The sequence below is a fragment of the Chitinophaga sp. Ak27 genome, assembly GCF_012726295.1.
Classification (GTDB): Bacteria; Bacteroidota; Bacteroidia; order Chitinophagales; family Chitinophagaceae; genus Chitinophaga.
Genome location: NZ_JABAOB010000003.1, coordinates 617,153 through 640,594, shown reverse-complemented (window position 1 = coordinate 640,594; position 23,442 = coordinate 617,153). Strand labels below are relative to the sequence as shown.

13 protein-coding genes are annotated in these 23,442 nt (G+C 47.2%); 5 read left to right on the top strand and 8 right to left on the bottom strand.

The window, feature by feature from the left end; genetic code table 11:
• The first annotated feature begins 181 nt into the window (after positions 1 to 181).
• The 5 genes from HGH90_RS14025 to HGH90_RS14005 all read left to right on the top strand — a co-directional run bounded on the left by HGH90_RS14025 (position 182) and on the right by HGH90_RS14005 (position 4,660).
• A complete protein-coding gene (locus HGH90_RS14025; protein ID WP_168762030.1) occupies positions 182 to 994 on the top strand; it encodes a universal stress protein in 813 nt (270 codons plus the stop codon).
• A gap of 12 nt (positions 995 to 1,006) precedes the next feature.
• Complete coding sequence (locus HGH90_RS14020) at positions 1,007 to 1,651, top strand: hypothetical protein (RefSeq protein ID WP_168762029.1); 645 nt, start codon at positions 1,007 to 1,009, stop codon at positions 1,649 to 1,651.
• A gap of 6 nt (positions 1,652 to 1,657) precedes the next feature.
• A complete protein-coding gene (locus HGH90_RS14015) occupies positions 1,658 to 2,425 on the top strand; it encodes a polysaccharide deacetylase family protein (RefSeq protein WP_169191350.1) in 768 nt (255 codons plus the stop codon).
• Positions 2,426 to 2,504: 79 nt separating this feature from the next.
• Positions 2,505 to 3,629, top strand: a complete 1,125-nt coding sequence (locus HGH90_RS14010) for a site-2 protease family protein (protein WP_169191349.1) — start codon at positions 2,505 to 2,507, stop codon at positions 3,627 to 3,629.
• An 11-nt stretch (positions 3,630 to 3,640) separates the two neighbouring features.
• The gene (locus tag HGH90_RS14005) at positions 3,641 to 4,660 is read left to right on the top strand and encodes a zinc-dependent alcohol dehydrogenase family protein (RefSeq protein WP_248277008.1); all 1,020 of its coding nucleotides are present in this window, start codon (positions 3,641 to 3,643) and stop codon (positions 4,658 to 4,660) included.
• Positions 4,661 to 4,679: 19 nt separating this feature from the next.
• On the opposite strand, the gene HGH90_RS14000 is transcribed toward HGH90_RS14005, so the two are convergent.
• The 8 genes from HGH90_RS14000 to HGH90_RS13965 all read right to left on the bottom strand — a co-directional run bounded on the left by HGH90_RS14000 (position 4,680) and on the right by HGH90_RS13965 (position 23,420).
• Positions 4,680 to 6,911, bottom strand: a complete 2,232-nt coding sequence (locus HGH90_RS14000; RefSeq protein WP_169191348.1) for an FG-GAP-like repeat-containing protein — start codon at positions 6,909 to 6,911, stop codon at positions 4,680 to 4,682.
• Positions 6,912 to 7,077: 166 nt separating this feature from the next.
• Positions 7,078 to 9,738 (bottom strand): collagen binding domain-containing protein, encoded by a 2,661-nt coding sequence (locus tag HGH90_RS13995; protein ID WP_169191347.1) that lies wholly within the window; start codon positions 9,736 to 9,738, stop codon positions 7,078 to 7,080.
• 15 nt (positions 9,739 to 9,753) lie between these two features.
• Positions 9,754 to 10,284: a DUF4402 domain-containing protein gene (locus HGH90_RS13990; RefSeq protein ID WP_168762024.1), complete on the bottom strand. Its 531-nt coding sequence runs from the start codon at positions 10,282 to 10,284 to the stop codon at positions 9,754 to 9,756.
• A gap of 11 nt (positions 10,285 to 10,295) precedes the next feature.
• Positions 10,296 to 18,353 carry a T9SS type A sorting domain-containing protein gene (locus HGH90_RS13985; protein ID WP_169191346.1) on the bottom strand — a complete coding sequence of 2,686 codons (8,058 nt, stop codon included), beginning with the start codon at positions 18,351 to 18,353 and terminating at the stop codon, positions 10,296 to 10,298.
• Between the two features lie 28 nt (positions 18,354 to 18,381).
• A complete protein-coding gene (locus tag HGH90_RS13980) occupies positions 18,382 to 19,242 on the bottom strand; it encodes a molecular chaperone (protein WP_168762021.1) in 861 nt (286 codons plus the stop codon).
• Between the two features lie 108 nt (positions 19,243 to 19,350).
• Positions 19,351 to 19,866 carry a DUF4402 domain-containing protein gene (locus HGH90_RS13975; protein ID WP_168762020.1) on the bottom strand — a complete coding sequence of 172 codons (516 nt, stop codon included), beginning with the start codon at positions 19,864 to 19,866 and terminating at the stop codon, positions 19,351 to 19,353.
• Between the two features lie 352 nt (positions 19,867 to 20,218).
• The gene (locus HGH90_RS13970; protein WP_169191345.1) at positions 20,219 to 22,024 is read right to left on the bottom strand and encodes a TlpA disulfide reductase family protein; all 1,806 of its coding nucleotides are present in this window, start codon (positions 22,022 to 22,024) and stop codon (positions 20,219 to 20,221) included.
• Between the two features lie 10 nt (positions 22,025 to 22,034).
• Positions 22,035 to 23,420, bottom strand: coding sequence for a RagB/SusD family nutrient uptake outer membrane protein (locus HGH90_RS13965; RefSeq protein WP_169191344.1), 1,386 nt, complete (start codon positions 23,418 to 23,420; stop codon positions 22,035 to 22,037).
• Between the last annotated feature and the right edge of the window lie 22 nt (positions 23,421 to 23,442).

The following is a 23,442-nucleotide window of genomic DNA, read 5'->3' as shown; positions in this document are numbered from 1 at the left end:
TAAAAACATAGCAGGCATTTTTTCTCCATTACTGTCAACTAGTTAAAAGCATGGCAAATTTTTGACAAGGATTAACTTTAACCCGACCACTGGTATATTACTGATCATAATCAGCCAATAGCTTGCCGCAAGTCATTCTTTCCTTTGCTTCAGCAAACTAATTTTATACCAAAACCTCAATATGAAAAAGGTCTTGATTGCCTTCGACGGCACGAATTTTTCAAAAGGAGCGCTTGAATTTGCGGGCAAACTGAATGAACTTGCTCCAATTTTATTAACAGGTGTATTTCTGCCACAAACTGATTTTTCTATGGCCTGGAGTTATGCCGTACCAGATGGCGCTCCTTTCGCCCCCCTGGTAGAATCAGCCACCACAAAAGAAATAGAAGAAAACATCAAACAATTCGAAGAAACTTGTATAAAAAAACATATTGAATACAGGGTGCATAAAAACCTATACGATGGCACCTTGTGGGAATTGAAAAAAGAAACACGCTTTGCCGACCTGTTGATACTGGGAAGTGAAAAATTCTATCAGCAAAGAGGTACGGCAGATTACCTACAAATTGCATTGCATGATACTGCATGTCCGGTCATTATTACACCAGAATCCTGCGTATTCCCTGAAACCATCTTGCTGGCCTATGATGGGAGCGATGATGCTACTTATGCAATTAAAACATTTGCAGCATTATTCCCCGAGTTATGCAACAGGAAAGCTGTGCTGGTATACGCAGCCAGTAAAAATCATACCGAGCTCCCTGATCAGGAATATATTAAAGAATTAGCCGCCAGGCATTATCCTCAGCTTGATATTGAAGTATTACCTCCAACGCTCAAAAAATATTTCGACACCTGGGCTGAAGAGCAGGGACACCCCATCCTGGTATGTGGCTCTTTCAGCAGATCGGGATTTTTACAGCTCTTCAGGAAGAATTTTCCTTCAGAAATAATCAATGAACATCATATCCCGGTATTCATTGCGCACCGTTAAATCATTCGTGATATGGGAATTTACAGATGGTGTTTTTTCCTGTTGATACTGGGTGGCTGCACCGCCACCCATATTACGAGCGAGTGGCAATCGCCGGATATTCACCCTAATCGCTACCGGCACATACTGATACTCGCTTCCTTACCTGCCTCTATGCAGCAATGGCGGCCAGCACTGGAAACACATCTGGCCAATGATATTGCGGCAATGGGATATACCACTATTCTATCATCCAATACCCCTTACAGTGAAACCCTTAAAGGAAAGGATGAAAAAACGGCGATAGCATTGCTGCAACAAGAAAAAGCAGATGCCATACTGACCATTACACTGTATAGCACTGTTAAAGAACGCTACCATATTCCATGGATTCTCGATTATTACTTCCTGGACGCAACCTCCGACTACTCCCTGGAATACTATAACCAGGCACTTCTATTAAGCACACTGTCAGATTACGACCCTGATCATACCGTATTTTATTGGGAGAGCAACCTGTACGATATGCTCAATGGTCAACAGGTCTACGCACTGCAGACATCCGCATTGGATATCAATTCTGCAAAGCGGTTTAGTCACCGTTATGGAAAACAGCTGGTAAAACGTATGAAAAGAGCGGGTATATTAAAACAACAATATCCAAGTGATTTAGAATAAATTACCATGACTACAAAGCACATTTTTTTATTGGTCGTCTGTATTGCCATCTCCATACAGGCGGTATGCCAGGATAATGGCGTCCTCCAGGAAATCCCCATACTTTGTTATCACAACGTCTTTTCCGGCAATGATGCACAGCCCGGTCCGCTGCGGATTAGCACGAATCAGCTGGAACAGCAGTTACGTGCCCTGACTGCAAACGGCTATCATAGCGTTTCCCCTGACGACCTCCTGCAATGGATGCAAGGCCGCCAACAGCTGCCTGCTAATCCCGTCATGATCACCTTTGATGATTCTCATTTGGAACATTTCACACTGGCTGCCCCATTATTGAAGCGGTTTGGATTCAAAGGTGTCTTCTTTGTTATGACCGTTACCATCGGCAAACCACATTACCTGTCAGCGGCGCAGATAAAGACACTATCAGATAATGGTCATGTAATTGGCTGTCATACCTGGGATCACCAGCCCCTGGCTACTGGTAGTATCGATTGGCAGCAACAGCTTACAAAACCCAAAGCCACCCTGGAAAAAATTACAGGAAAAGCTGTAAGCTGCTTTGCCTATCCCTATGGCGAATGGAATATGGCTGCCATACAGCAGGTTAAAACTCATGGTTTCACAACAGCATTCCAGTTAAGTAATGCACAAAACAGTCAGGAACCCCGCTTTACTATCAGGAGAATGATTGTGGTAGGCAACTGGTCCGGCATACAATTGCTGCAGAAAATGAAAGCAACCTTTCCAGGTGGTAGTCAACCCGTATTGTGACAGTAATCACGCTATATACTGACCGTCATCATTTCCAAAATGTCTATTTAGCCATAGCTTGCAGGGTAAACCGAAAAAGATGAAAAGTGCTGTAACCCTTTTCCGCATCCGTAAAATCGACATCTCCATTCACTGGTCGTTTCCTCTGCTAATGGCATTGATACTAATCATCATGGCACTTCAGCGGGAAACTCTCTCCAGTACTTTATGGGCATTAGTGGGAATAATAGCTGTATTCAGCTGCGTAGTATTGCATGAACTAGGGCATGCACTTACGGCAGCGCAGTATGGCATCCATACCAAAAGTATCATGTTGCTGCCTATTGGAGGAATGGCCAGCATGGAGCGAATTCCTGAGCAGCCAATCCAGGAGATTAAGATCAGTATCGCTGGCCCTCTTGTAAATATAGTCATCGCTGCCATGCTATTACCCTTTATTGCTCACTATGTTCCATTCTGGAAATATTGGACCACTTTTACAAATCTGAACGGTAACAATTTCCTGCTTTACCTCCATACGGTGAATATTTTACTGGCTGTTTTTAACCTGATACCCGCGTTTCCAATGGATGGCGGCCGTATTTTACGGGGGATACTGGCGCTGGGTACCAGTTACCCACGGGCTACCGCTATCGCCGCCTTTACCGGGCGTATTATAGCGGTATTGTTTATCATTGTTGGCCTTGTGTCCTTCAACCTGTTACTCCCCATCATCGGCTTTTTCATTATGGTGAGCGGCAAGGCGGAAGAAACAACCACCTACCTTCGTTACCATGCTGCGGGCTTACTCATCCGGGATATCACCACTACCCATTTCGTTACGCTCCCTGGCGGACTGCCTCTGCAAACAGTTGCCAATGTGTTGCTTCGCAATGCCAACCCTTGTTTCGTAGTAACGGATGATAATACGCCTCCGGCTGTTGTTATGCGTAGCGATCTGCTCCAGGCACTTGCAAAAGGCCACAGAAGCAATCCATTAAGAAGTATTGTTAGTAACAATAAGATTATATTACAGTCAGATGCTACTGTTCTGGATGTAATGGACCAATTATTGGTCAATCCTTCACAAATATTCCCGGTATTAAAAGGTGATCATCTGTCAGGTGTTGTAAGTCTCAATAACCTTACGGAGTACTCGCTGGTACATGAGCAGCAAACAGATGCCACTATCCGGCACGAAGGCGGTTTGCAAACAACAGCATAATATCTCAAATTATGGATCAACACATACCCGAAGGCGCCATGCGCGCAATGGTACTGGAAAAGGCCGGTGCTCCGCTCACGATGCACATATTGCCCATCCCTGTTCCGCAGTCAGGACAGGTACTCATAAAAGTACGTGCCTGTGGAGTGTGTCGTACAGATCTGCATATCATTGACGGTGAACTCACTGATCCCATTTTGCCATTGATTCCCGGCCATGAGGTAATCGGTGAAGTAATAGCGACAGGATCGCAGTCAGGATCGCTAAAAAACGGGGAGATCGTTGGTGTGCCCTGGCTCGCCCACACTTGTGGCCACTGCCGGTATTGCCGGCAACAACAGGAAAACCTCTGCGAGCAGGCACTTTTTACGGGATATACCGTTAACGGTGGCTATGCAGAGTTTATGGTAGCATGGGAATCTTACTGTGTAAAGATGCCTGCATTATATCACGGCGCTCCTGCCGCCCCGCTTCTATGTGCCGGCTTAATCGGCTATCGCTCCTGGCGAATGATGCCCCCAACTGCACATAACATTGGCATTTATGGTTTTGGCGCTGCTGCGCACATATTAGTACAAATCGCCACCTACCTGAATAAGAACATTTATGCATTTACCAAACCCGGAGATACTGCCGGCCAGGAATTTGCCAAAAAAGCTGGGGCCATATGGGCAGGAAACTCCAATGAGGCGCCACCCGTAACATTAGACGGCGCCATCATTTTTGCGCCTGACGGAAGTCTTATACCCGAATCATTATCCCATCTGGATAAAGGAGGCATCATTGTATGTGGTGGCATACATATGAGCAATATCCCTTCGTTTCCCTACCACTTGCTCTGGGAGGAACGAACCGTCAGATCAGTAGCCAATCTTACCCGCGATGACGCTGCTGCCTTTTTTCAACTTGCACCCGAAATACCCCTCACTACTACCGTCCAGCTCTTTCCGCTACACCAGGCAAACGAAGCGCTGGACCAACTGCGCAATGGAAACATTAAGGGAGCTGCGGTACTTGTGGTTGATCGTTAACCGCCTGTCAGTCACTATTCTACCATACTTTCCATCTTACTACATCTGTATCCATGAACCATTCACCATTGCCAGACGTTGTCCGGTATCTGCCGGTACCATAAGCAGTAAGCAAGGTACCATCCGGCAACTGTACGGTAGAAGTAGACTGGCAGGAGCGGTAACAGTAGTTGGGATTTGTTAATGGCAGATTACCCTTCCACCTGGAGATAACATACCGTTTATTGATATTCCAGGTTGCACCGTTGTCGGTACTGAGTATTGCCTCAATACCGTAGTAGGGATAACCATCGGGCGAATTACTGAAATTATCGTCTATGCCATTTCGCGCGCCACCTACACGTACCGCATAAGTCATCAGTATCGTATGCTGATCATTCAACACCAACATACTGGCATGGTGCCTGCCATAGGAAAATAACACCTGTGGATTGGACCATGTCGCGCCCTTATCTTTTGAAATGGACACAGCCAGTCCACTATAGTTGTCAAAGTTGTTAGGATAACTGCTATGGGGATATTGTGTTCGATCTACATCTTTTCTCAGCGCAGCTACCCAATCACCATTGGGAGCAATCACGAGGCTGACTTCATTGAAATATTTCCAGTTAGGGATAGCCCGGGGAACGCTCCAGGTAGTTCCCTGGTTGATTGATGACCGGACATAAGGCAGGGAGTAATAATTAGGGTTTGAATCAAAGGGAGGGTTGTATTGTCTGTATCCTGTTTCAGTTATTTGCTGTATGCCGTTATCATTGCTGACCAACAGCGGATTCCAGGGAAATATGTTTGTGGTATCCGGATTACTGAAAGATACCCACGAGGCGCCATAATTCGTACTCCTATAGAATGCTTTCTTAAAATTATCCTCGAAAGAATATAAAACGCCATTACCTGCATATGTCAATCCTATCGGCTTACCTATTGGAAATTGTGTTCTGCTGCTCCAGTTCGTGCCCTGGTCTGTACTGGATACAAGTACTCTTTGACTATTATTATTACCATTCACCACGGCAGGAAAAGAAAGCAATTGCATCAATAATTTATTTTGCTCCGGCATGTATACAAGATACGGTTGCTGGATGTCGTCATTATTCCAAGCCTGGCCGCCCAGGTGCTGCAACTCTGCCGATCTGACAGTTGTACTATCCGCTTTCCACACGGAGTGATTATACGACCATAAAGTTGCCTGACCTGTGGTATCCTTTACCGCCAGCAAATCATATCGCTTATCACCGGAAAAGTCAGTACCGTTGAACTCTCCCAGGCAAAACGTATGACCTGAATAATCGCCCTGCGCCTCCATCATTGCGGCAACAGTTCCGAAACTGCTGCCTGTGTTGTTCCACATCACAGCCCGGCCGTATTGTGGCGTTACGGCTACAAGATCGCTTCTTCCATCACCAGTCATATCAGCTGTCATAAAATTATAACCAGTATAGTTACCCTGGTTCTCCATCCAGGAAGTGGCAGTACCCAAAGCACTGCCAGTGCTGTTCCACACTACAGCCCGACAAGGCTGCGGTGTCACTGCCACCAAGTCTGACTTTCCATCTCCAGTCATATCGGCTGCCAGAAAAGTATAGCCGGTAAGATTCGCCTGGTTATCCATCCATACAGCGGCAGCTCCCATCCCACTACCGGTACTGGGCCAGATAATGGTACGTCCTGTAGCTGGCGTAATAGCCAGCAAATCAGCTTTCCCATCACCCGTCATATCTGCTGTCAAAAATGTATAGCTGCTAAGGTTACCCTGGTTCTCCATTAAGGGCGTCATTGTGGGGAAACCTCCGCCGGTACTTCTCCAGATCACTGCTCTCCCAAATTGTGGCGTAACAGCAATCAGGTCGGCCTTCCCGTCGCCCGACATATCAGATACCATAAAACTATAACCGCTATAGTTGCCCTGGTTCTCCATCCAGGCTACCGGAGGCCCGAAAATATATCCTTTATTCTCCCATACTACAGCGCGACCAAATTGTGGCGTAACAGCGATCAGGTCTGCTCTTCCGTCTCCTGTCACATCGCCTGTAAGAAAATTATACCCGGTAAAGTTTCCCTGCCTCTCCTGCATAATCTTGCTTTCAAATAAAAGGTTATTGATGGGCGTACCCTGTAATTGTACAGCATCCATCGTTTTTCCATTTGCATCAAGCCGGTCTAAATTCTTCTGGGTTTTCTTGCACGAAACAATGGCTAATACCAGCAATAGCTGCATGGCAACATAGGTTTTTCCAAATAGTAATTTCATGAAATCAGGGTTTAAAAAACTGCGATTAACAAAGTGAGTTTATCTTCCTCAAAATACAATTATCTGCGAAGATATCGCGGTAATATTTTACACTTGTCTATTTTACGAATTTATATATGCTGGCACGTTTTATATAGCGAATCTTTTGATGTTGGCGATAAACATCTTACTCTGTTACCACTTTCCTTACCCGGAAAACAAGCCCTTCCACTACGTCTCCTTCCACCCGGAACCTGATAGTAAATGGCAACTTTACCACATCCGCTGCCATACCTTGCTTCTGTAGTTGAACGGTATCAATCCTGGCGGTATAAGCTCCTGGTGGCAATCCCATATAATCGAAATAACCATCGGACTCGGTTTGCGTGCGAGCGACCAATATAGTATCGTTTTTATAAAAACTAACGGCCAGCCGGCCCATTCCATTCTGGCTGTCCTGCCCATCCAACAACAACTTCCCTGAAACCTCTCCCATAATGCTGACAGGCACTTCTATCAGCTTCATCTGGTTAGGATCGATGGCCACACTGATCGCAGATTTTTTTATTTGCCATGCCACATTTTCGAAACTATTTTTTGCCAGCTCTATAAAATAATACTCATACGGTTCCAGATTCACAATCCGGATAGTTGTATCATGCAGGTTTTGCAATATTCGCCCCGCGTTACAGTTTACCTTCAGTCCATATGCTTTGGGCTCTCCCGGGTCACGGCGATCATTGCCATTAAGATCCAGGAAAGGTACCAGTACCACTCCTCCAGTACCTACGCTGGTCCGGTTGCTAAACCCAACGGACCTGGTCTTATCGTCGTATATCAGGCTACCACGGGCAGATTCCACCAGGGTGCTCATATTGGTTCCTTTCCAGGCGGCAAACCCGATCTGTGAAAATGCAAAATCATAGCGCAGCCCTACTCCCACGTTGGTAATATCACTTTTATAATTGCGCTCATAGGAAACATTCACATAACCATGTCTGAAGAGATACTTTCCCAGCTCACATCTCATGGCCATCACACTATTGGTATTATATTGATATTGCAACTGCGGCGTAGCAATGATAGCTCCCGGTAGTCGGAAAGTGAGCGCCAGGTTGCTATATACGAAAGCAGGCTCCGGTTTCAGGAAGATGGCATACGTACTTAAATTAACGCCCACGCGGGCAACAGCGCCGGAAATCAGCCATTCTGCCGTGGTATACCTGGTGTCGGGCATGATGATCTGGTTAAGCGTAAGACGGTTATAGAAAGAAAATCCTTTGGTAATAAAAGGTTTTGAAATAATAAATTTCCTTTCTTCCACATAATTATAAATGATGGCTTGCTGCCCTTTTTTATACCGGGTATAGTATAATTCCAGCTGTAAATTTGAAGGCATGCGATAGGTGAGCATCCCCCGCCCTCTTACGCCATAGGTATAGTCTGCGGACAGCAAAAGATTAGGCGTCATACGCATCGATGCCATTACAAAAGGCATCAATTTACCTTTGGTGATAGATGACAGGTATTCCACGCCACTACCCAGGGTGAGCTTCCGGCTGGCGCCATAATTCATTTGCAGACGGGAAAAAAAGCTGTTATGGTCATCCTCTACAACGCCGGCACTGGCAGTATACTCAAACTCGTGTAACGGTAAAAAATTGAAAGGGATACTTATATTCTCTTCCCGCGATCTTTCCTCACCCCAGGGACCGTAAAAACGGAGCTTTACGATTGAATTACCATATACCAATGGTACCTGGAAAGTATAAAAACCTGCCGCATCGGCCGTGGTATAATCTACCAACGCATTGTTAACATACAGCTCTACGGTCCATCCCGGATCGGTATAATTACTCAGCGTATAAGAACCATAGGAACGTCGGTAGGAAGTAGGTGCATTGGTAAACTGTACCCCTACTATCGGGTCAAAAATAGAGGCTACCGAGGGTACAAATATCTTTCCGGCTATCACCTGGCGCAACAGGTGATTATCGTTGTTAACATACCGCCACCGGTAATATTGCTGCCGCTGATCGAATGGCTTTACAGCAGATAATGTATCATGGCTGAAAGGCAGCTGGCTTTGCGCATAGTTGTTATAGTTAAGCGATACATTGGTTTCACCGCCCAGCACCATTCCCCCCAATGCCAGGTTCACCCAGGTATCGTTCGCTTTGGTTTCCGGGCGCTGAGTAGCAACCACCGACCAGTCGGCTGTACCGATACTAAACATCGGGTGCCGGGGGCCTATAATGGTATCTGCTTTCAGCTCCCCTTTCAGGCGACTGATATTTCTACGCATCATTTCCTGCCGCATTTCCCGGATGGCGGGGAGCTCCTGCCTTGTTTCCAATTTCACCGAAAGGGAGCGGAAACTAAATTGGCAGGTCAGGCCAAATACACTGGCCAGACAGCCGGTACTCAGGTAAATACTGGTTTCCGTGCCCACCATATCATTCTTATTCAGTGGTGTCAGCTTATCCACGTAGCGGATAACACTATTCTTTTTATCTATAAGAAACGGGGCTTTTTCAGTAATAAAAAAGCCATATACCGAATCCATATGTGGAGTAGCAATGTTCTTTATCCTCAGAAAATTAAACAGATCTGTAACAGATAGGTAAGCCGAGTCATTGTTGATCACAGCCGAAATTTCTGCGCCACCAATACCCTGTACCACCACAAACACGGAGGTTTCGTAGAAAACCGGCTCTGGGTCAGGGCCTATCGCCAGGGCCTTTCGTGGTACAGCCAATGATAGCATGCCCAATATAACCGGGATGACAATCATCCGGGTTACACGGCACAAACAGCCAATGGTGCTATTTTCATACGCTGCTATCATTTGCCCTGACTGGAATTATTCCTGTATAAAAGTGACGTTAAATACGCCGCTATAAGCGCCCGATGGATTAGAAAGCGGCGGCCCTACTGTAAGCGTCCCCCCGATTTTCACCAGGTTTGTTGCCGGCGGCGTTGCCGTGGTAATGAAGGTACTGCCCGTACTGGCAGCACCGATATGTAAACTGATAACACCGCCATTACTGCCGGTGAGCGTTACATCCGGACCATTTAATATCGAAACAAGCGTTCCCCGGTTGGCCGTTATTTCAAATATAGCCGGTGAAAAAGGATAACCCAGGTTCGCCTGTATAACACTACCGGTAACAGCGCGCGAACCATCAGGATAAATGATCACAGTGCCTCCCGACATACCCTGAAAAAAAGCGCCAAAGATAAGCCCCTGTGCAGGGTTCACATACACAGAAATTGGCTTTGGCGGCGGCTCCTGGGCATGCGCTGGCGTATGCCCTGTTAACAGGTATATGCCGGCAATTGCCACCTTGTATAGCCAATTTGTAGATATAATTTCTCTAAGCCCAAAACCCATCTCAAAAAAAATTACTGGTTAACGATAAACACTTTCCTGGAAACCACTTTATCATTTGCATGGAAAGAAACGATATAAATACCACTGCTATATTGCTTGCCGATCACATGTTGTTGTCCGTTCCCCACCACCTCTTTCGACCACAACACCTGACCGAGTAAATTAGCAATGGTGATATGACATTTTTCTCCTGTTACTTTATCAAAATATCCGTAAAGTGTTTTCCCCGTGAAATAAGCACGGAATACCGGTTCCAAAGCAGGGGATATTACTTCCCCACTTTTCCGGAACACCAGGGAAAAACGCCGGTCATAATTCCCCCCATCCAGGTATATCCTGTATTTAGAATCGGGCAACAGCTCCACTGTTTTACCAGCTGTTTCATCCTTCAGGTAAATATGTAGCCCGTCGGGAATACGCATCATCTCCAGTGTATTAAAGGTGATCCATCCAGTTTTCTCCGTTTTTAATCCTATTGGTATGATGGTATTGGAATCCGGATTCGCCGGCCACGCATTGATAGAAAGACGTTGACTATCCGTCGACAATGCATACATGTTAGGAACAGTGGGATCGGTATTCATCAGCTTCAACGCATCCATATCTTTTTCAAAGGAGGACGTGGCTGCCGCATCGAAATAAACCACCAATGGATCAGTTGCTAACCCATCGTCGGCAAAGGCAGCCCCCAGCCTCAGCAACGGCATTGTTTGCGGTACCCGGTGAAAAACAGGCGAGAGATTAGTCGTTCTCACACTGTTATTGGCAGATAAAGTGCCTGATACGGGGAATGTACCGTTGGTAACATGTATGAAAAATCCCTGCATAGCGCCAATAATATTTCCTGCGATACCATCGCTGGAAACACCATTTATATAGGAGCTGTAGGTGCCGGTATACTGGTCGGTGCTACCGGTATTAAAATAATAAACGGCGTTATCCACATTGGTACGCGTCCATCCGATGGCGGCATCCCAGTCAATCGGTGAAGGATACGGATTACCCACCAGGTTAAATCCCTGGGTATACGGTTGATTGTTATTGGTGACAGTAGGCGCTGTCACCGTACCGTTATTCACGGTGCCGGTCATATCTACCGTGACCGGTGAGGTAGATGTTCCTATTTGTGCCGCATATCCCACCATAGGCGTAAGTATATTGGAAGTAGTGGTATAGGCCACCCACCCGGTGGACGCACGGTTTTCCACATATTGATAAAAAGAGGGAAAGGTGGCGTTGAGATTAATGTCATTGGCAAACTCATTCACGGTTGATGCCTGGAATGGAGAACTAAAATACCGGTATCCGAAGCCAGTAGGAAGATATCGCCGCATAGTAACGTTCCCCGACACTTGCCCGGCGCCGCTGCCATCAATCAACGCGGTTTGGGCGGCAGTGGAAAGCAGGGTTAAAAAGCCGCCGGTAGTTAACTGCCCCACAGTGATCTTTAATATACCACTGAGGTTCAATACCCCGCCCAGCGTTACGCCCGCAGCATTACTCACCGTGAGATGCTGTATGGTATTGGAAGAGAAGGTAGATGCAGGGATTACCTGGGCCGACAAACCGTTTAACACGATGGTACCGTTTGTGGCAGTAAAAGTACCACTGGTGGTAATAGTACCGCCTATCTGCAGGATGCCTCCATTTACGGTAACACTCGCGCCGCTTTGAATGATAATATTGTTGGTAATCGCTGTTCCGGTATTAATCAGCGGATAATTAACGAGACCAGTAGGAATAGTCACATTCGTAACACTTACAGGTATTGCTGCCGGCGACCAGTTGCCGGTAACATACCAGCTGGTACTGACAGCACCGGTCCACACAGTACCTGTTGACAACTCCCCTACTGCCAGATCACCAAAAGCAGTCAAACCAGTTGTTTGTATGGAAGTAGCCAGGGGCGAAGTTACCGACGGCTGCGTCCATGTTCCGCCACTATACCTGGCTACTTTAAAATTAGCCGTATTGGCCCCTGCATCTACATCGGCGGCGATCCAGTTGAGCGTAGCAGTGGCGGTGGTAAACGCGGTGCCATTATTGGTAACCGACCAATAACGATTTACTTTTTTACTGGTATTCAAACCGGAAGTAGCCAGGTTGGGGTGACTACCGGAAGTTACCAAAGCAGTTACATTGCCGCTGGTACCCACGCTGGCAAATACCAGCGTGGCCGGTGTATAATTCAGACTGTCTCCCACTTCATAAAGCCGGCTGATATTAGTACCGGTAACAATATTTTTTTGCAGCGAGCCATATACCCATCCGGTGCTTTGCCCGCCCCCCACCACACTTCCGGAGGCCCCGATGATCATCGTATTATTGCCCGTACGTATGCCTTTGGCTGTAAATGTTAAGTTACCGTTGGCAGTTACATTGGAAGATAATACTACTGCTCCTGCCGTCTTATTAATGGTAATATGATTAAATGCCCCCGTGGAACTAACGTTTTGGTCTACGCTTCCCGAAAAGTAAATCGTCGAACCTGTATTGGTAAATGTTCCACTCGTCATTGTCCAATGCCGCCGGAGTGTATCCGTAAAACTACCCGGTACAAAAGTGCCATTGCTCAATGTAAAATCATTCTGGATCGTTAGTGCAGCGGTGGCCGTTTTGGCGCCCAATGTAGAAATGGTCAAATTTCCATAAGGAGTAACTGCGGATACGGTTTGTGTACTACCGCCATATTCCACGGTGCTTAAAGTATCCAATGCGTAGTTATCAAATGCAGGCAAACTATAAACGCCTCTTACTATAAGCCGGGTGCTGTCATTGATCGTCAGCAGTCCCCCACCGGCAGGATCCTGTATAATAGTAGAATCTCCTGTATCCAGCGTTCCACCTATGATTGAAAGGGTGGACATTAAACTGAGGGTTCTTGTCATCGTCACGGTGGCGGTAGACGATTTTTGCACTTCCAGCTGGGCCAGGTTAAAGGGACTGGCCGTTCCTCCGATAACAGAGGGGCCGCTGCCAATCGTATTTGGCATACCGATAGACGCATCCAGCGCACCGTTGATCGTAAAATTATTCTGTATGTTGAAATTCGATTGTGTCTGTACGGTTCCGTTAACCACAAGATTATAGAACGTTGTTCCCAGGCTGCCTGTCAGCGATCCGGAAGGCGACGTCATGGTAAAGGTAGAAGAACCTCCATTCAACGTACCATTACTTTCAATATCCCCATTTACGGTGTACGTATTACTACCCGCATTAAAGATGGCATTCCCTGCAATATGCAGATCTGCGCCGAGACTCCAGTTAGCGGCAGGAGTAACCCCTGCAGTATTGGTGATGGTAACTATATTCAGACTCCCGGGTGTACCACTGACCGTTATCGCAGCAGTACCGCCAAATATTACCGTACCGGTACTGGAAAAAGAAGTACCTGTAAGCTGTATATTCTGAGGAGAAGAAGGATTAAAATTCAAGGTGCCACTACTGCTTACGGTACCATTATTCGTAAAACTGCCACTGATAGTATGAGTGGGCAGCCCTCCATTGAAAATAGCACCACTGCTTATATTAAACGCTACCAATACCAGCCATGGCACACTGGGATTGATACCTGCTGTATTATTTACATTCAGCGTGGCAAACGTAGGTGAACTGGTAGAATTTAATACCGGGGACACATTGCCATTAAAATTGATAACACCTGAAGAGTTAGACACCAGGGCATTGATGAAACGGATCGTTTGTAAAGAGGTGCCACTAAACGTGGTAACCCCATTGCTGATAAGTGACCCGCTGTTGATCAGGTCTCCGTTTACGGTAGCCGACCCACTCCCCCCGTCATACGAGCCTCCCGTGATTATCTGTAGTAACCCGTTATAAGTAATATCACTTCCTGCCACGGCATAACTACCATATACTGAAACCCTGTTGAAGGTGGTATTGCCGGTAATTGTTTTGTTGCTTCCGTTTAGCGTAACCGTTCCTGTGCCTCCTGAAAAGGTGCCGCTATTGATCCAGTTGCCATACAAATTAGTGGTAAATGCGCCAGCACTATAGGTAACACCGCTGCCAATTGTGAGGTTGTTGTTTACAGTAATATTCGCTGCAAGGCTTTTAGTGCCACTGCCACTCAACGTAAGGAATCCATACGGAATATTACCTGCTACTGTTTGTGATGCTGCTGCATTATAATTAACGGTACTACTGGTACCCAACTGGTATTGGGAATAGTTGGCCGGGAAGTTAGCCGTACCACCTACTGTCAGTAAGCTGCCATTAGCCACTGTTAATATCCCCCCCTGGGTAGCCCGGTTAGCTGTAAAAGTGGCTAATCCAAGGGTACCGGCATTCACGGAAATATTTCCATTAACCACTATATTCCCGATGAGCGAAGCTACTCCCCCGGCTTTATTGATCACCAGGTTATTAAAAGTAGTACTGCTGATATTTTGCGCATTACTGCCGGTAAAATTAATAGTCCCTGTCGACGGCGTAAACGTGCCGCTATTATTCCAGTTGCCGCTGAGCGAAATAGCAGCACTGCCACCATTGGCAGTGGCCCCGGCACTGAGTGTTATGTCGCCTGTTACCATGGTAGTAGCATTTACACTTAAATCGCCACTGCTGACAGTGAGGTTCCCGTTGACAGTAGTACTGCTATTGATTTGGGCGCTATTGGCAGATTTATTAATAGTAAGATGATTATAGGTAAGACCGGCTACCGACTGCAATGCGGCGCCATTATATACTACTGTTCCGCTACCGGCACTAAAGGCACCACTGGTATAATTAAAATTGCCACCAATACTGAGTGAACCTGTCCCTGAGCAGGTAATACCTGCACCGCCTGACTGCGTAACGGATCCTCCCACGGTAACGCTACCATTACCAACATTTAGCTGGATGGTATGCCCGGCAGTTCCATCGCTTAATGCCAGGCTGCCATTTACAGTCATCGCTTGATTATTCACATTAATGATATGTGCAACATTATTTGACCATATCCCGCTGATGTTTCCCTGGGTAGTCAACGATCCACCCGATGCCAATGTGAGGGTAGCCGCCTGCACACTGCCGAAAGAAATACTTTTCACATTCACGCTATTGCTGATCACAGGCTGGTTGGTAAATGCAATAGTGCCTATTTCCGCTATATCATTTACGCCCGGTGGGGTGGACGGGGTCCCCTGCGCAACTGTCCAGTTGGCAGCTGTATTCCAGTCGCTGCTTACACTGCCGTTCCATCTGGCCACGTTGGATGTTGACGCAAGCGTATAACGCCCGGTAAAAGAACTCAACAGGCTGCTCTGTTCCACGTAGTTAGCGGTAGTGCTGCTGGCGGAATTGCCATATACTGTCCAGCCAGAACCAGTATTACGCCAGATCGTAAGGCCCGCGTCCGCATTACCATTTAACTCAGCATCTTCATAATGAAAACGTAGTGTAGTGGTAGCCGACACTACGAGCGCTCCACCGACAGTGATATCATATTCGCGGTTAACAGCTGCACCGGATGGGAAATCCGATACCGGTTGCGGAAGTACAGTCATCGTAATAGAAGTGATACCAAGAGCAGTAAGTGTAATGGTGGTATTAGGCCCCTCAAAAGCATAGGGAGTACCCAAAGTAAAGGCATGGGAATGTTGGATGGTACCCAGTATAATACCGTTACCACTTCTGTTATTTGTAATGGTTACCGTATTAGCACCTGTATTCATGGTCCCGCTGGTCATCGTGAGCGTCCCTACGGAAATATTATTGACCAACGCCACCTGCGTAGCAGCCGTCGATTTATTTAAAACAAGCGTACTGAAAGTAGAAGCACCTGTGATGGAAGTATTCGCAGCTCCTGTAAGCGACACTGTACTTGAAGACGCTGTAAACGTACCGTTATTAGTCCAGTTACCGGATATGGATATAGATTGGGTAGAACCACTAAATGTGGTACCTGATGCAATGGTAAAGTCACCATTCACCGTTACGGTTCCTCCCAGCGTTTTGGTATTGCCTCCGCTAACTGTCAGGTTATTAAAGGTACCTGTTGGGATCGTTTGCGCTGCTGTACTATTAAAATTAACAGTATTAGGTATCGAAGAAGTTACATTCAGGGTACCCGCGGTAACTGTATAGGTATTGGCAATGCCCAGTATTGAATTGGCTGACAGTTGTAAAGAAGTACCATTCAGGGTAACGTTAAAAAGATTGGCAGTGCCATTAAGCACGCTGGTGCCGGTAAAGGTGGCAGTACCGGCGCTGGCGGAAAAACTGCCAGATACATTCAGCGTATTATTTATAGAAAAACTGGCAGTCGATGTAATAATCCCAGTTGGTATCAGGCTTCCGAAGCTGAGCGTACCGGCACCGGAAATAGTCTTTCCAGTGCCGCTCATAGTAACGCTGCCGGATGTATTGGTAAAGGTGCCGCTGGCAGAAATATTACCCGTTAAAATAATATCCACTGCCGCTGTCACTGTGCCCGATATGGCCAGGTTTTCGAAAGAAAAGCCGGTACCGGTTATGGTAGCACCGGTACCGCTCATCGTTACTGTGCCCCCTGTCTGATGTGTAAATGTTCCCGGAGCCGTGCTGGCAAAATTACCGGAAAGGTTAAGGGAAGTACTTGCTGCTGCCGTAATATTAGTTGCCGCTACGGTCAGATTATTAAAATTATGCGTTCCGGCGCCGCTGATGGAAGCTCCGCCCCCTGTCATCACCACAGTGCCGGTACCGCCACTAAAGGTGCCGCTGTTGACCCAGTTACCGCCGGCAGTTACGATAAAGCTTCCTCCATTAAAGGTAGTAGATGCACCGATGGTAACATTACCACTCACGGTAATATTGGAAGCGGCAGTATAGCTGACAGATGTCCCGCTACCAATAGCGGAAGTCAGGTCTCCCGCTACCGTAAAAGCAGTAGATGGCATCGTTTTCACAGAAGCCCCGCTACCGGAAGATAAAGTGAGATTACCATAGGTTTGAGCACCCACGGTTTGAGTAGTGCCGTTGTACTCTACAGTGCTGGTCAATCCAAGGGAGACGGTACCATAGTTAGCGGGAAAGGTGTTGGTACCGCCAATCTTCAACGATGCTCCATTGGCCACTGTAATACCGCCGCCGGCCACGGTGGTACCCCTGGCGGCAGTAAATGTCGACAGGTCGAGCGTACCTGCTAATACCTCTATGGTGCCAGCGGTTGCAGTAGTGGAATTAAGCGGGTTCAGGGTACCTCCCAATGTTTTTACGCCGCTACCACTAATCCTCAGTGTGGAGTAAGTCAGGGTATTCCTAACAGTTTGGCCCACCAGGGTTCCGCCGTAATTTACAATACTGCCTGCTGCCAGCGTAATAGCTCCGGTGAGGGTATAGTTACCGGCAAATGTGGAAGCATTCACCTGGAGAATACCACCCGCGCTCACCGTCAAGGTACCGCCTCCGGAAGTTACCACAGGTGTGGCTACATCTGCCGGAATAAATGTACCATTTACCGTAAAGGTACCGGAAACAGCCATGTTCACGTTCTGGGTAATAGTACTACCGACTCCGATGGTGAGCTTACGGAAAGTAGTGGTAGCAGCCCCTCCGATACTCTGGGTTATCCCGGCCAAAGTTACTCTGGCATTGTTGTTAGTGGTAGTATAAGTGCCTCCGTTTGTCCAGTTACCATTGATGGTGAGCGTAACTCCTTTTTGACTAATGGTACTGCCGGCGCCAATCACCAGGTTACCGGTAACGGTAAGGTTTTTACTAAGCGTAAGGGTGGCGTTTACCCCCGCACCCACAGTAAGCGATTTGCAGCTGGCACTACCACTTATATTCGGGCTGAATGGCCCTGTGAAATTGGCGTCGCCAATAACTGCATCTACCGTAGCGCTGGGTACACCAGCCGTCCAGTTGGCGCCAGTCGACCAGGAGGTACTAACAAGGCCGGTCCAGCTGGTTTGCGCCAGTGAGAATACTGGAAATAGGAAAAGCCCGGTTGTCATGAGCCAACCAGTGATGAATTGGATACGGCGCCGGCCCATAGCAATACAGGGGTTGCCTATGCATGAGTTCCGGAAATATCTATTGATACCAAACTGATGAATTAACCAATGTATAATCACTTCCATAGGAGCGTTATTTGGTTGATGCTTCCCGCTACAGTACCAGCTCAGCCGCGGCAAGTTGTTGCGTGGCTGTCTTCAATTTCGTAGTGTATGCTACCCGTAACTTTCCTGTGTGATAATTAATTCCTGGCTTGTTTTCGAGGGGGAGGCGGAGATAACGTTGTTTATTGGGGGTATATACTGCTAATCCTCTGGCCATGGCTACTTCTGTTACTTTTCCCTGGGGAGAAACATGTTCCACAGTTATATCGCCGTACACGGAGGCATTCCCTGACCGGTTGAGCAAAATACCCAGCATGGGTGACCCAGCCCTGGCAAGATCTACAGAAAGATCTGATAACTGCACATTAGCAGTAGTTTCTCCTACTCTTATGATAACAGGGATGGTAATGCCGAAGACGGGCGTAAGCTTCACATTAATACTGTTGCTATCTGATGCTGGTTTATTTTCACTGGAAGTCATATCGCCGGGCACTGCTCTGAAATAAAGATGAGAGCGGTATTCTCCCGTTGTAAGCTCGCCGTTACCGGTTAGCTGCAGCTTTATTACCTGTGCTTCGTTGGGCCCCAACACTACACTTCGTGGAAAAAAACGGAGGTATTTACTGGCAAATTGCTGCCCTGAATCCGGTTCATTAATCTGGTCAAAAGTGCCGTTTTGATTCATCCGGATTTCTACGAATGAAATAAGGTACCTCGCGGTATCCGTACCGGCATTTGCCAGGTTCAATTCCTCCGCGCGCTTCTGTCCTTCAAAAACAACCCTTACAGGCGTCACCAGTAGGTTACCTTGTGCGCTTGTCAGGAGTCCATAACAACATAAAATAGCAGTAATAACAAAACGGAAAGTATATCCGATATTTGAAATATCCGGTCTTGCCAATATCCTCATGGGTTTCATGCTTTAAAATAAAAGCGTATAGTCGCGGATAGGCCACGTACTATACAGGAGGTTAAGTTTACCTGGGGAAAAATCAGACGGCTTTATCCAATCACTACGTCAGTTATAGTTAACAGTTACATTAAAAGGGGTGCCTGATACATAAGTACCGGCTGGTTGAGCAGCAGTAACATTCAGCGTGGCGCCCACATTAAGGGTTTGTGTACCCGCAGTAAGTGTTCCCACACCCGAAGGGGTACTGGTAAAAGTGCTGACTGTCATCGTGTTCGATCCACTGGTAATGGTCAGCGCTGACGATGGCAGAGTAATGGCGTAAGTATAATTACCTGTCCCATTCACGGTAAAGGAGGCGGCTGTAACGGTTCCGGTAGCCGTTGTAGGCAAAGTAACACCTCCGGTGGCAGAACGCACACCAGCGGGTGTAAGCACTACGGTACCTCCAGTGGTAGACTGAACTGCCACATTGCCGAAGTTCATGTCAACAGTCTTGGTAATACTAATAGGAGTTACAATAGTGGCGGTAGCGGTGGCGGAGGCTGTTTCCTGAGCTACAGCACGGGCGCCCACAGCAAGGAACGCCAACGTAAGGAGTGCAGTAATTTTAGTCCTTTTCATTTTACGGTTATTTAATTTTGAAGGTATATTCGTTAAACTTCCAGTAAATAATAGAGATAACTTGGCTGTATCACATGCCCTTCTTCCTGATTATGGTTGTTAACTCATGGGTTTTTCATTCTCTCGTCACCGTTAGACCGGTTATTCCTATAATGAAGGTAATATAAATATTACTTGCAGGGAAATATTTATACTGCCCGTCAGGATAAGTTAAACTATTATCTATCAAGGTCTAGCGACAGAGCAATCCGCTCTTCTCTCTATCTTTAAATACGTCAAAATGAATAAAATGTTCACCATTGATACCCGTCTATAAAAAGCCCCCGCCTTTGGCGAGGGCCTCAACTGGCATTTACTTACTGCTTTCCTGCAATAACAACTCTAACTGCCCTTGCAGCTTGGGCAGCACCTCCGGACCCTCAAACCCGATATTGCTAAAACGGATGTTCCCTTTTTTATCGATCATATAAGAGGCAGGAATGATATTAAACCGGAACTTTTCTCCTATTTCCGGATCCGTATTATAATATACGGGGAAGGAATATTTTTTACGTCCGCTCCATCCCTGTGCATCGGCCAGCGTATTCCTGGCGCCGCTGTTGGTGATCATAAACACCACGTCTGGATTATTTTTGTATTGGTCGTACAACTGTTGCAGGTAGGGCATTTCCTGCATACACGGAATACACCAGGTAGCCCAGAAATCAATGACTATAATTTTCCCCTGAAGCGAAGCAGCAGACACCGGCTTGCCCTGCATGTCCACGAAGCTGTTGAGCACCGGCGCCGGCTTGTTGATCTGTTGTTGTAGTATCTTTTCCCATTGTATTTTCTTCCTGAACTCCGCCAGCATCGCCAGCTTTTCGGCATTACCCGTTTGCTGGTAAAAAGCGGCAGCATCATCCAGGGTGGCTTTATCAGCATCGGCTTGTACGGCCAGCTCCATATGCTTTCCGGCTTCCTCCAGGCGGTGTTGCTGCAAGTCTATCAGTCCCAGCAGGGCGTGCAGGCGGTGACTGGCCTTACGGTATACGGCCTGTTTGGTGCTATCATCTGCATAGGGATAGATGTAACCTGTTTCGGGGAAATAACGGATCACGCCTACCGGGTAAGTATGTACACTATCTAACGCGCGTTGCGCATAAGCCCGGGCACTATCAGGTACAATATTGCTTTCCTGCAAGGTTTGGGCTATTTCCTGCCAGGTCGTGGCTTTGTAAGGATCGGGTTGCTGCGAAGTGAGGAACCGGGCATGGTACAAGGCTTTGTCGCTGTTTTTGCGGGCTGCATAATAATGGAATAATTTATTATGCATCTCTACAAAAGATTCCCGGTTGTCAGGAGTCTCCTTTTGCAGCTCTTTTTCAAAGAAAGCTATTTGCGCGGTCGTATCTTTTCCCCTGGCCCGGGCGGCGGTATTGAGTTCCCTGCCGGGAGCCGATTCAGGATAACGTTCCATCACCACCTTCCGGATGGAGTCCAGCCGTGTGTTTTCGCCGATAATAAGATACCCCATCGTTACCTTATTAAGATTCCCGCTATTGCCAGGGTCGGCATTAAAGCGATTGGTAATCACCTGGTGTGCCTGTTCCATCAGCTGCAACTGTTGTGCAGGAGATGTGGACTTTTTGATTTCATAAGTGAGCAACCGGAGCTTCGCCTCGTAGTTACCCGGGTACAACGCCAACTCCTGTTTGTAAAGCGCCCCCTGTTTGTCTGCCAGCAGCGGGGATTTGCCCATTTGGGCGCCCAGGCTGTAGGCTTTATAAAGGTACCCGTTTTCCACGGGCACCTTATTTTTATAAACAGGGACTTCATAATGTTGATCTTTGGCCGGCTTATCTACTGCCTCGCCGCTTTCCAGGTAAAAAGTGGCAAAAACAGTATAATCTGCCAATACAAAGGAAGTAGTCCATTTACCATCCTGTGGATGCATTTTCATACGCCAGGGCAGGTTGTAAAAGTTAGAATAGGAGAACACCAGCGTAATATCCTTGCTGGTGGCTGGTATACCGCTACCAGGCGCCGATGGATCGAAGGTAACGGTGACCGTTTGTCCACGCTCCGGATAGGCGGGTGTTATCGTTACCCGCTGCTGTGCATAAACGCTGGTAACAGCCAGCAGGATAAAACCTATCATAGCAATCATCTTCTTCATCTGGCTCGCTTTAATTATAACCTGGATTTTGTGTCAAGTGTTGGTTGGTGCTGATAGCATCTGTAGGAATCGGATACAGGGTATCGGTCGATTGCCAGTTGGCGCCTTTCAACGGTCCCAATACCGCATCAGATCTTTTGGTGCGTTTCAGGTCAAACCAACGATGACCCCACTCTACAAAGAGCTCTGACCGGCGTTCGCGTTCTACTGCCAGCAGCAGTGCAGCCTGGTCCAGGTTAGCAGGTAAATCGGCCAGACCTGCTCTTTCCCGTATGGCATCCAGGTCGCTGCGGCCTTCATCACGTTTATTTTGCCGGATACGTGCTTCGGCGCGGATCAGATATTGCTCCGCCAGGCGCATTACCATGGAATACTCTGTTAATACAGCGGAAGGAGCGGTGCGTATTTTATATTTGTAAGGGAAATAATACACACCGGAAGCAGTGGTTCTGAAATCTGTCCATTTCGCTGCGCGCTGATCTCCGCTTTCAAAGGCTGCCACCAGCCTGGGATGCAGCCGGAATACAGCAGTACCTGTGGCAGTAGCCGGTGTGGAGGTAAATCCTTCCCAGGTGTTACGGCCACCCAGCACATTCAATGGCTGCAACTGGAAAAGCGCTTCCTTGCTATTGGCCAGGAATACCGTGTTCAGGTCTTTCAATAACGTATAGTCGTTATTGTTAATCACCAGGGAAGCAGTGGCTTCTGCCTGTTGCCAATTTTCCGTATAGAGATACACCCTTGCCAGCAGCGCATTGGCCACGGCTTTATTGGGGCGGTTGCGCTGTGCGGCAGGGTATTGATCGCCCATCAGCTGCACTGCGGTTTTGAGATTGCTGATAATGGTATCGTATACTGCTGCACGTGGCGCCCTTGGCAATTGCCCATTTACCTGGTAATCGGTGCCTGTCACCATAGGCACATCTCCATACATATTCACTAAATAAAAGTAAAAGAAGGAGCGCATAAAATAGGATTCTCCCAGCAACTGGTTCTTTACAGCAGGCGTAAGCGTGGTAGCCCCTGATACGCCTTCAATACAGGCATTCATCTGGTAGATATAACTATATACATCGGCAAACATGCTTTGTACATATTGACTACTCGGCAGCAGCCTGTTTTCCCGGAACACATCGTAGTTGGCAAAGCTGGCGAAATAATACAAGTCATCGGCCTGCATAGCCGTGAGGTAATTCATCAGCACATTGGCAAACTGGTAGTTAAAGGAATACATGTTGCCATATACGCCGGTTACCGCAGCGGTAGCCGTTTTATCATCTTTAAAAACAAGACCGGATACCAGTTCATTCTTCGGCAAAGGCGTATCCACATACTTGCTGCAGGATGTAGCCGTGAAAAGGAAAATACTGGTTAATAATATATGAATGCGTTTCATGTGATATCTTTTATCTGACGTC

Bases quoted from the DNA above. Each gene is read 5' to 3' on its own strand.
- HGH90_RS14025 (WP_168762030.1), top strand. From the start codon at position 182: ATGAAAAAGGTCTTGATTGCCTTCGACGGCACGAATTTTTCAAAAGGA.
- HGH90_RS14020 (WP_168762029.1), top strand. From the start codon at position 1,007: ATGGGAATTTACAGATGGTGTTTTTTCCTGTTGATACTGGGTGGCTGC.
- HGH90_RS14015 (WP_169191350.1), top strand. From the start codon at position 1,658: ATGACTACAAAGCACATTTTTTTATTGGTCGTCTGTATTGCCATCTCC.
- HGH90_RS14010 (WP_169191349.1), top strand. From the start codon at position 2,505: ATGAAAAGTGCTGTAACCCTTTTCCGCATCCGTAAAATCGACATCTCC.
- HGH90_RS14005 (WP_248277008.1), top strand. From the start codon at position 3,641: ATGGATCAACACATACCCGAAGGCGCCATGCGCGCAATGGTACTGGAA.
- HGH90_RS14000 (WP_169191348.1), bottom strand. From the start codon at position 6,911: ATGAAATTACTATTTGGAAAAACCTATGTTGCCATGCAGCTATTGCTG.
- HGH90_RS13995 (WP_169191347.1), bottom strand. From the start codon at position 9,738: ATGATAGCAGCGTATGAAAATAGCACCATTGGCTGTTTGTGCCGTGTA.
- HGH90_RS13990 (WP_168762024.1), bottom strand. From the start codon at position 10,284: ATGGGTTTTGGGCTTAGAGAAATTATATCTACAAATTGGCTATACAAG.
- HGH90_RS13985 (WP_169191346.1), bottom strand. From the start codon at position 18,353: ATGGAAGTGATTATACATTGGTTAATTCATCAGTTTGGTATCAATAGA.
- HGH90_RS13980 (WP_168762021.1), bottom strand. From the start codon at position 19,242: ATGAGGATATTGGCAAGACCGGATATTTCAAATATCGGATATACTTTC.
- HGH90_RS13975 (WP_168762020.1), bottom strand. From the start codon at position 19,866: ATGAAAAGGACTAAAATTACTGCACTCCTTACGTTGGCGTTCCTTGCT.
- HGH90_RS13970 (WP_169191345.1), bottom strand. From the start codon at position 22,024: ATGAAGAAGATGATTGCTATGATAGGTTTTATCCTGCTGGCTGTTACC.
- HGH90_RS13965 (WP_169191344.1), bottom strand. From the start codon at position 23,420: ATGAAACGCATTCATATATTATTAACCAGTATTTTCCTTTTCACGGCT.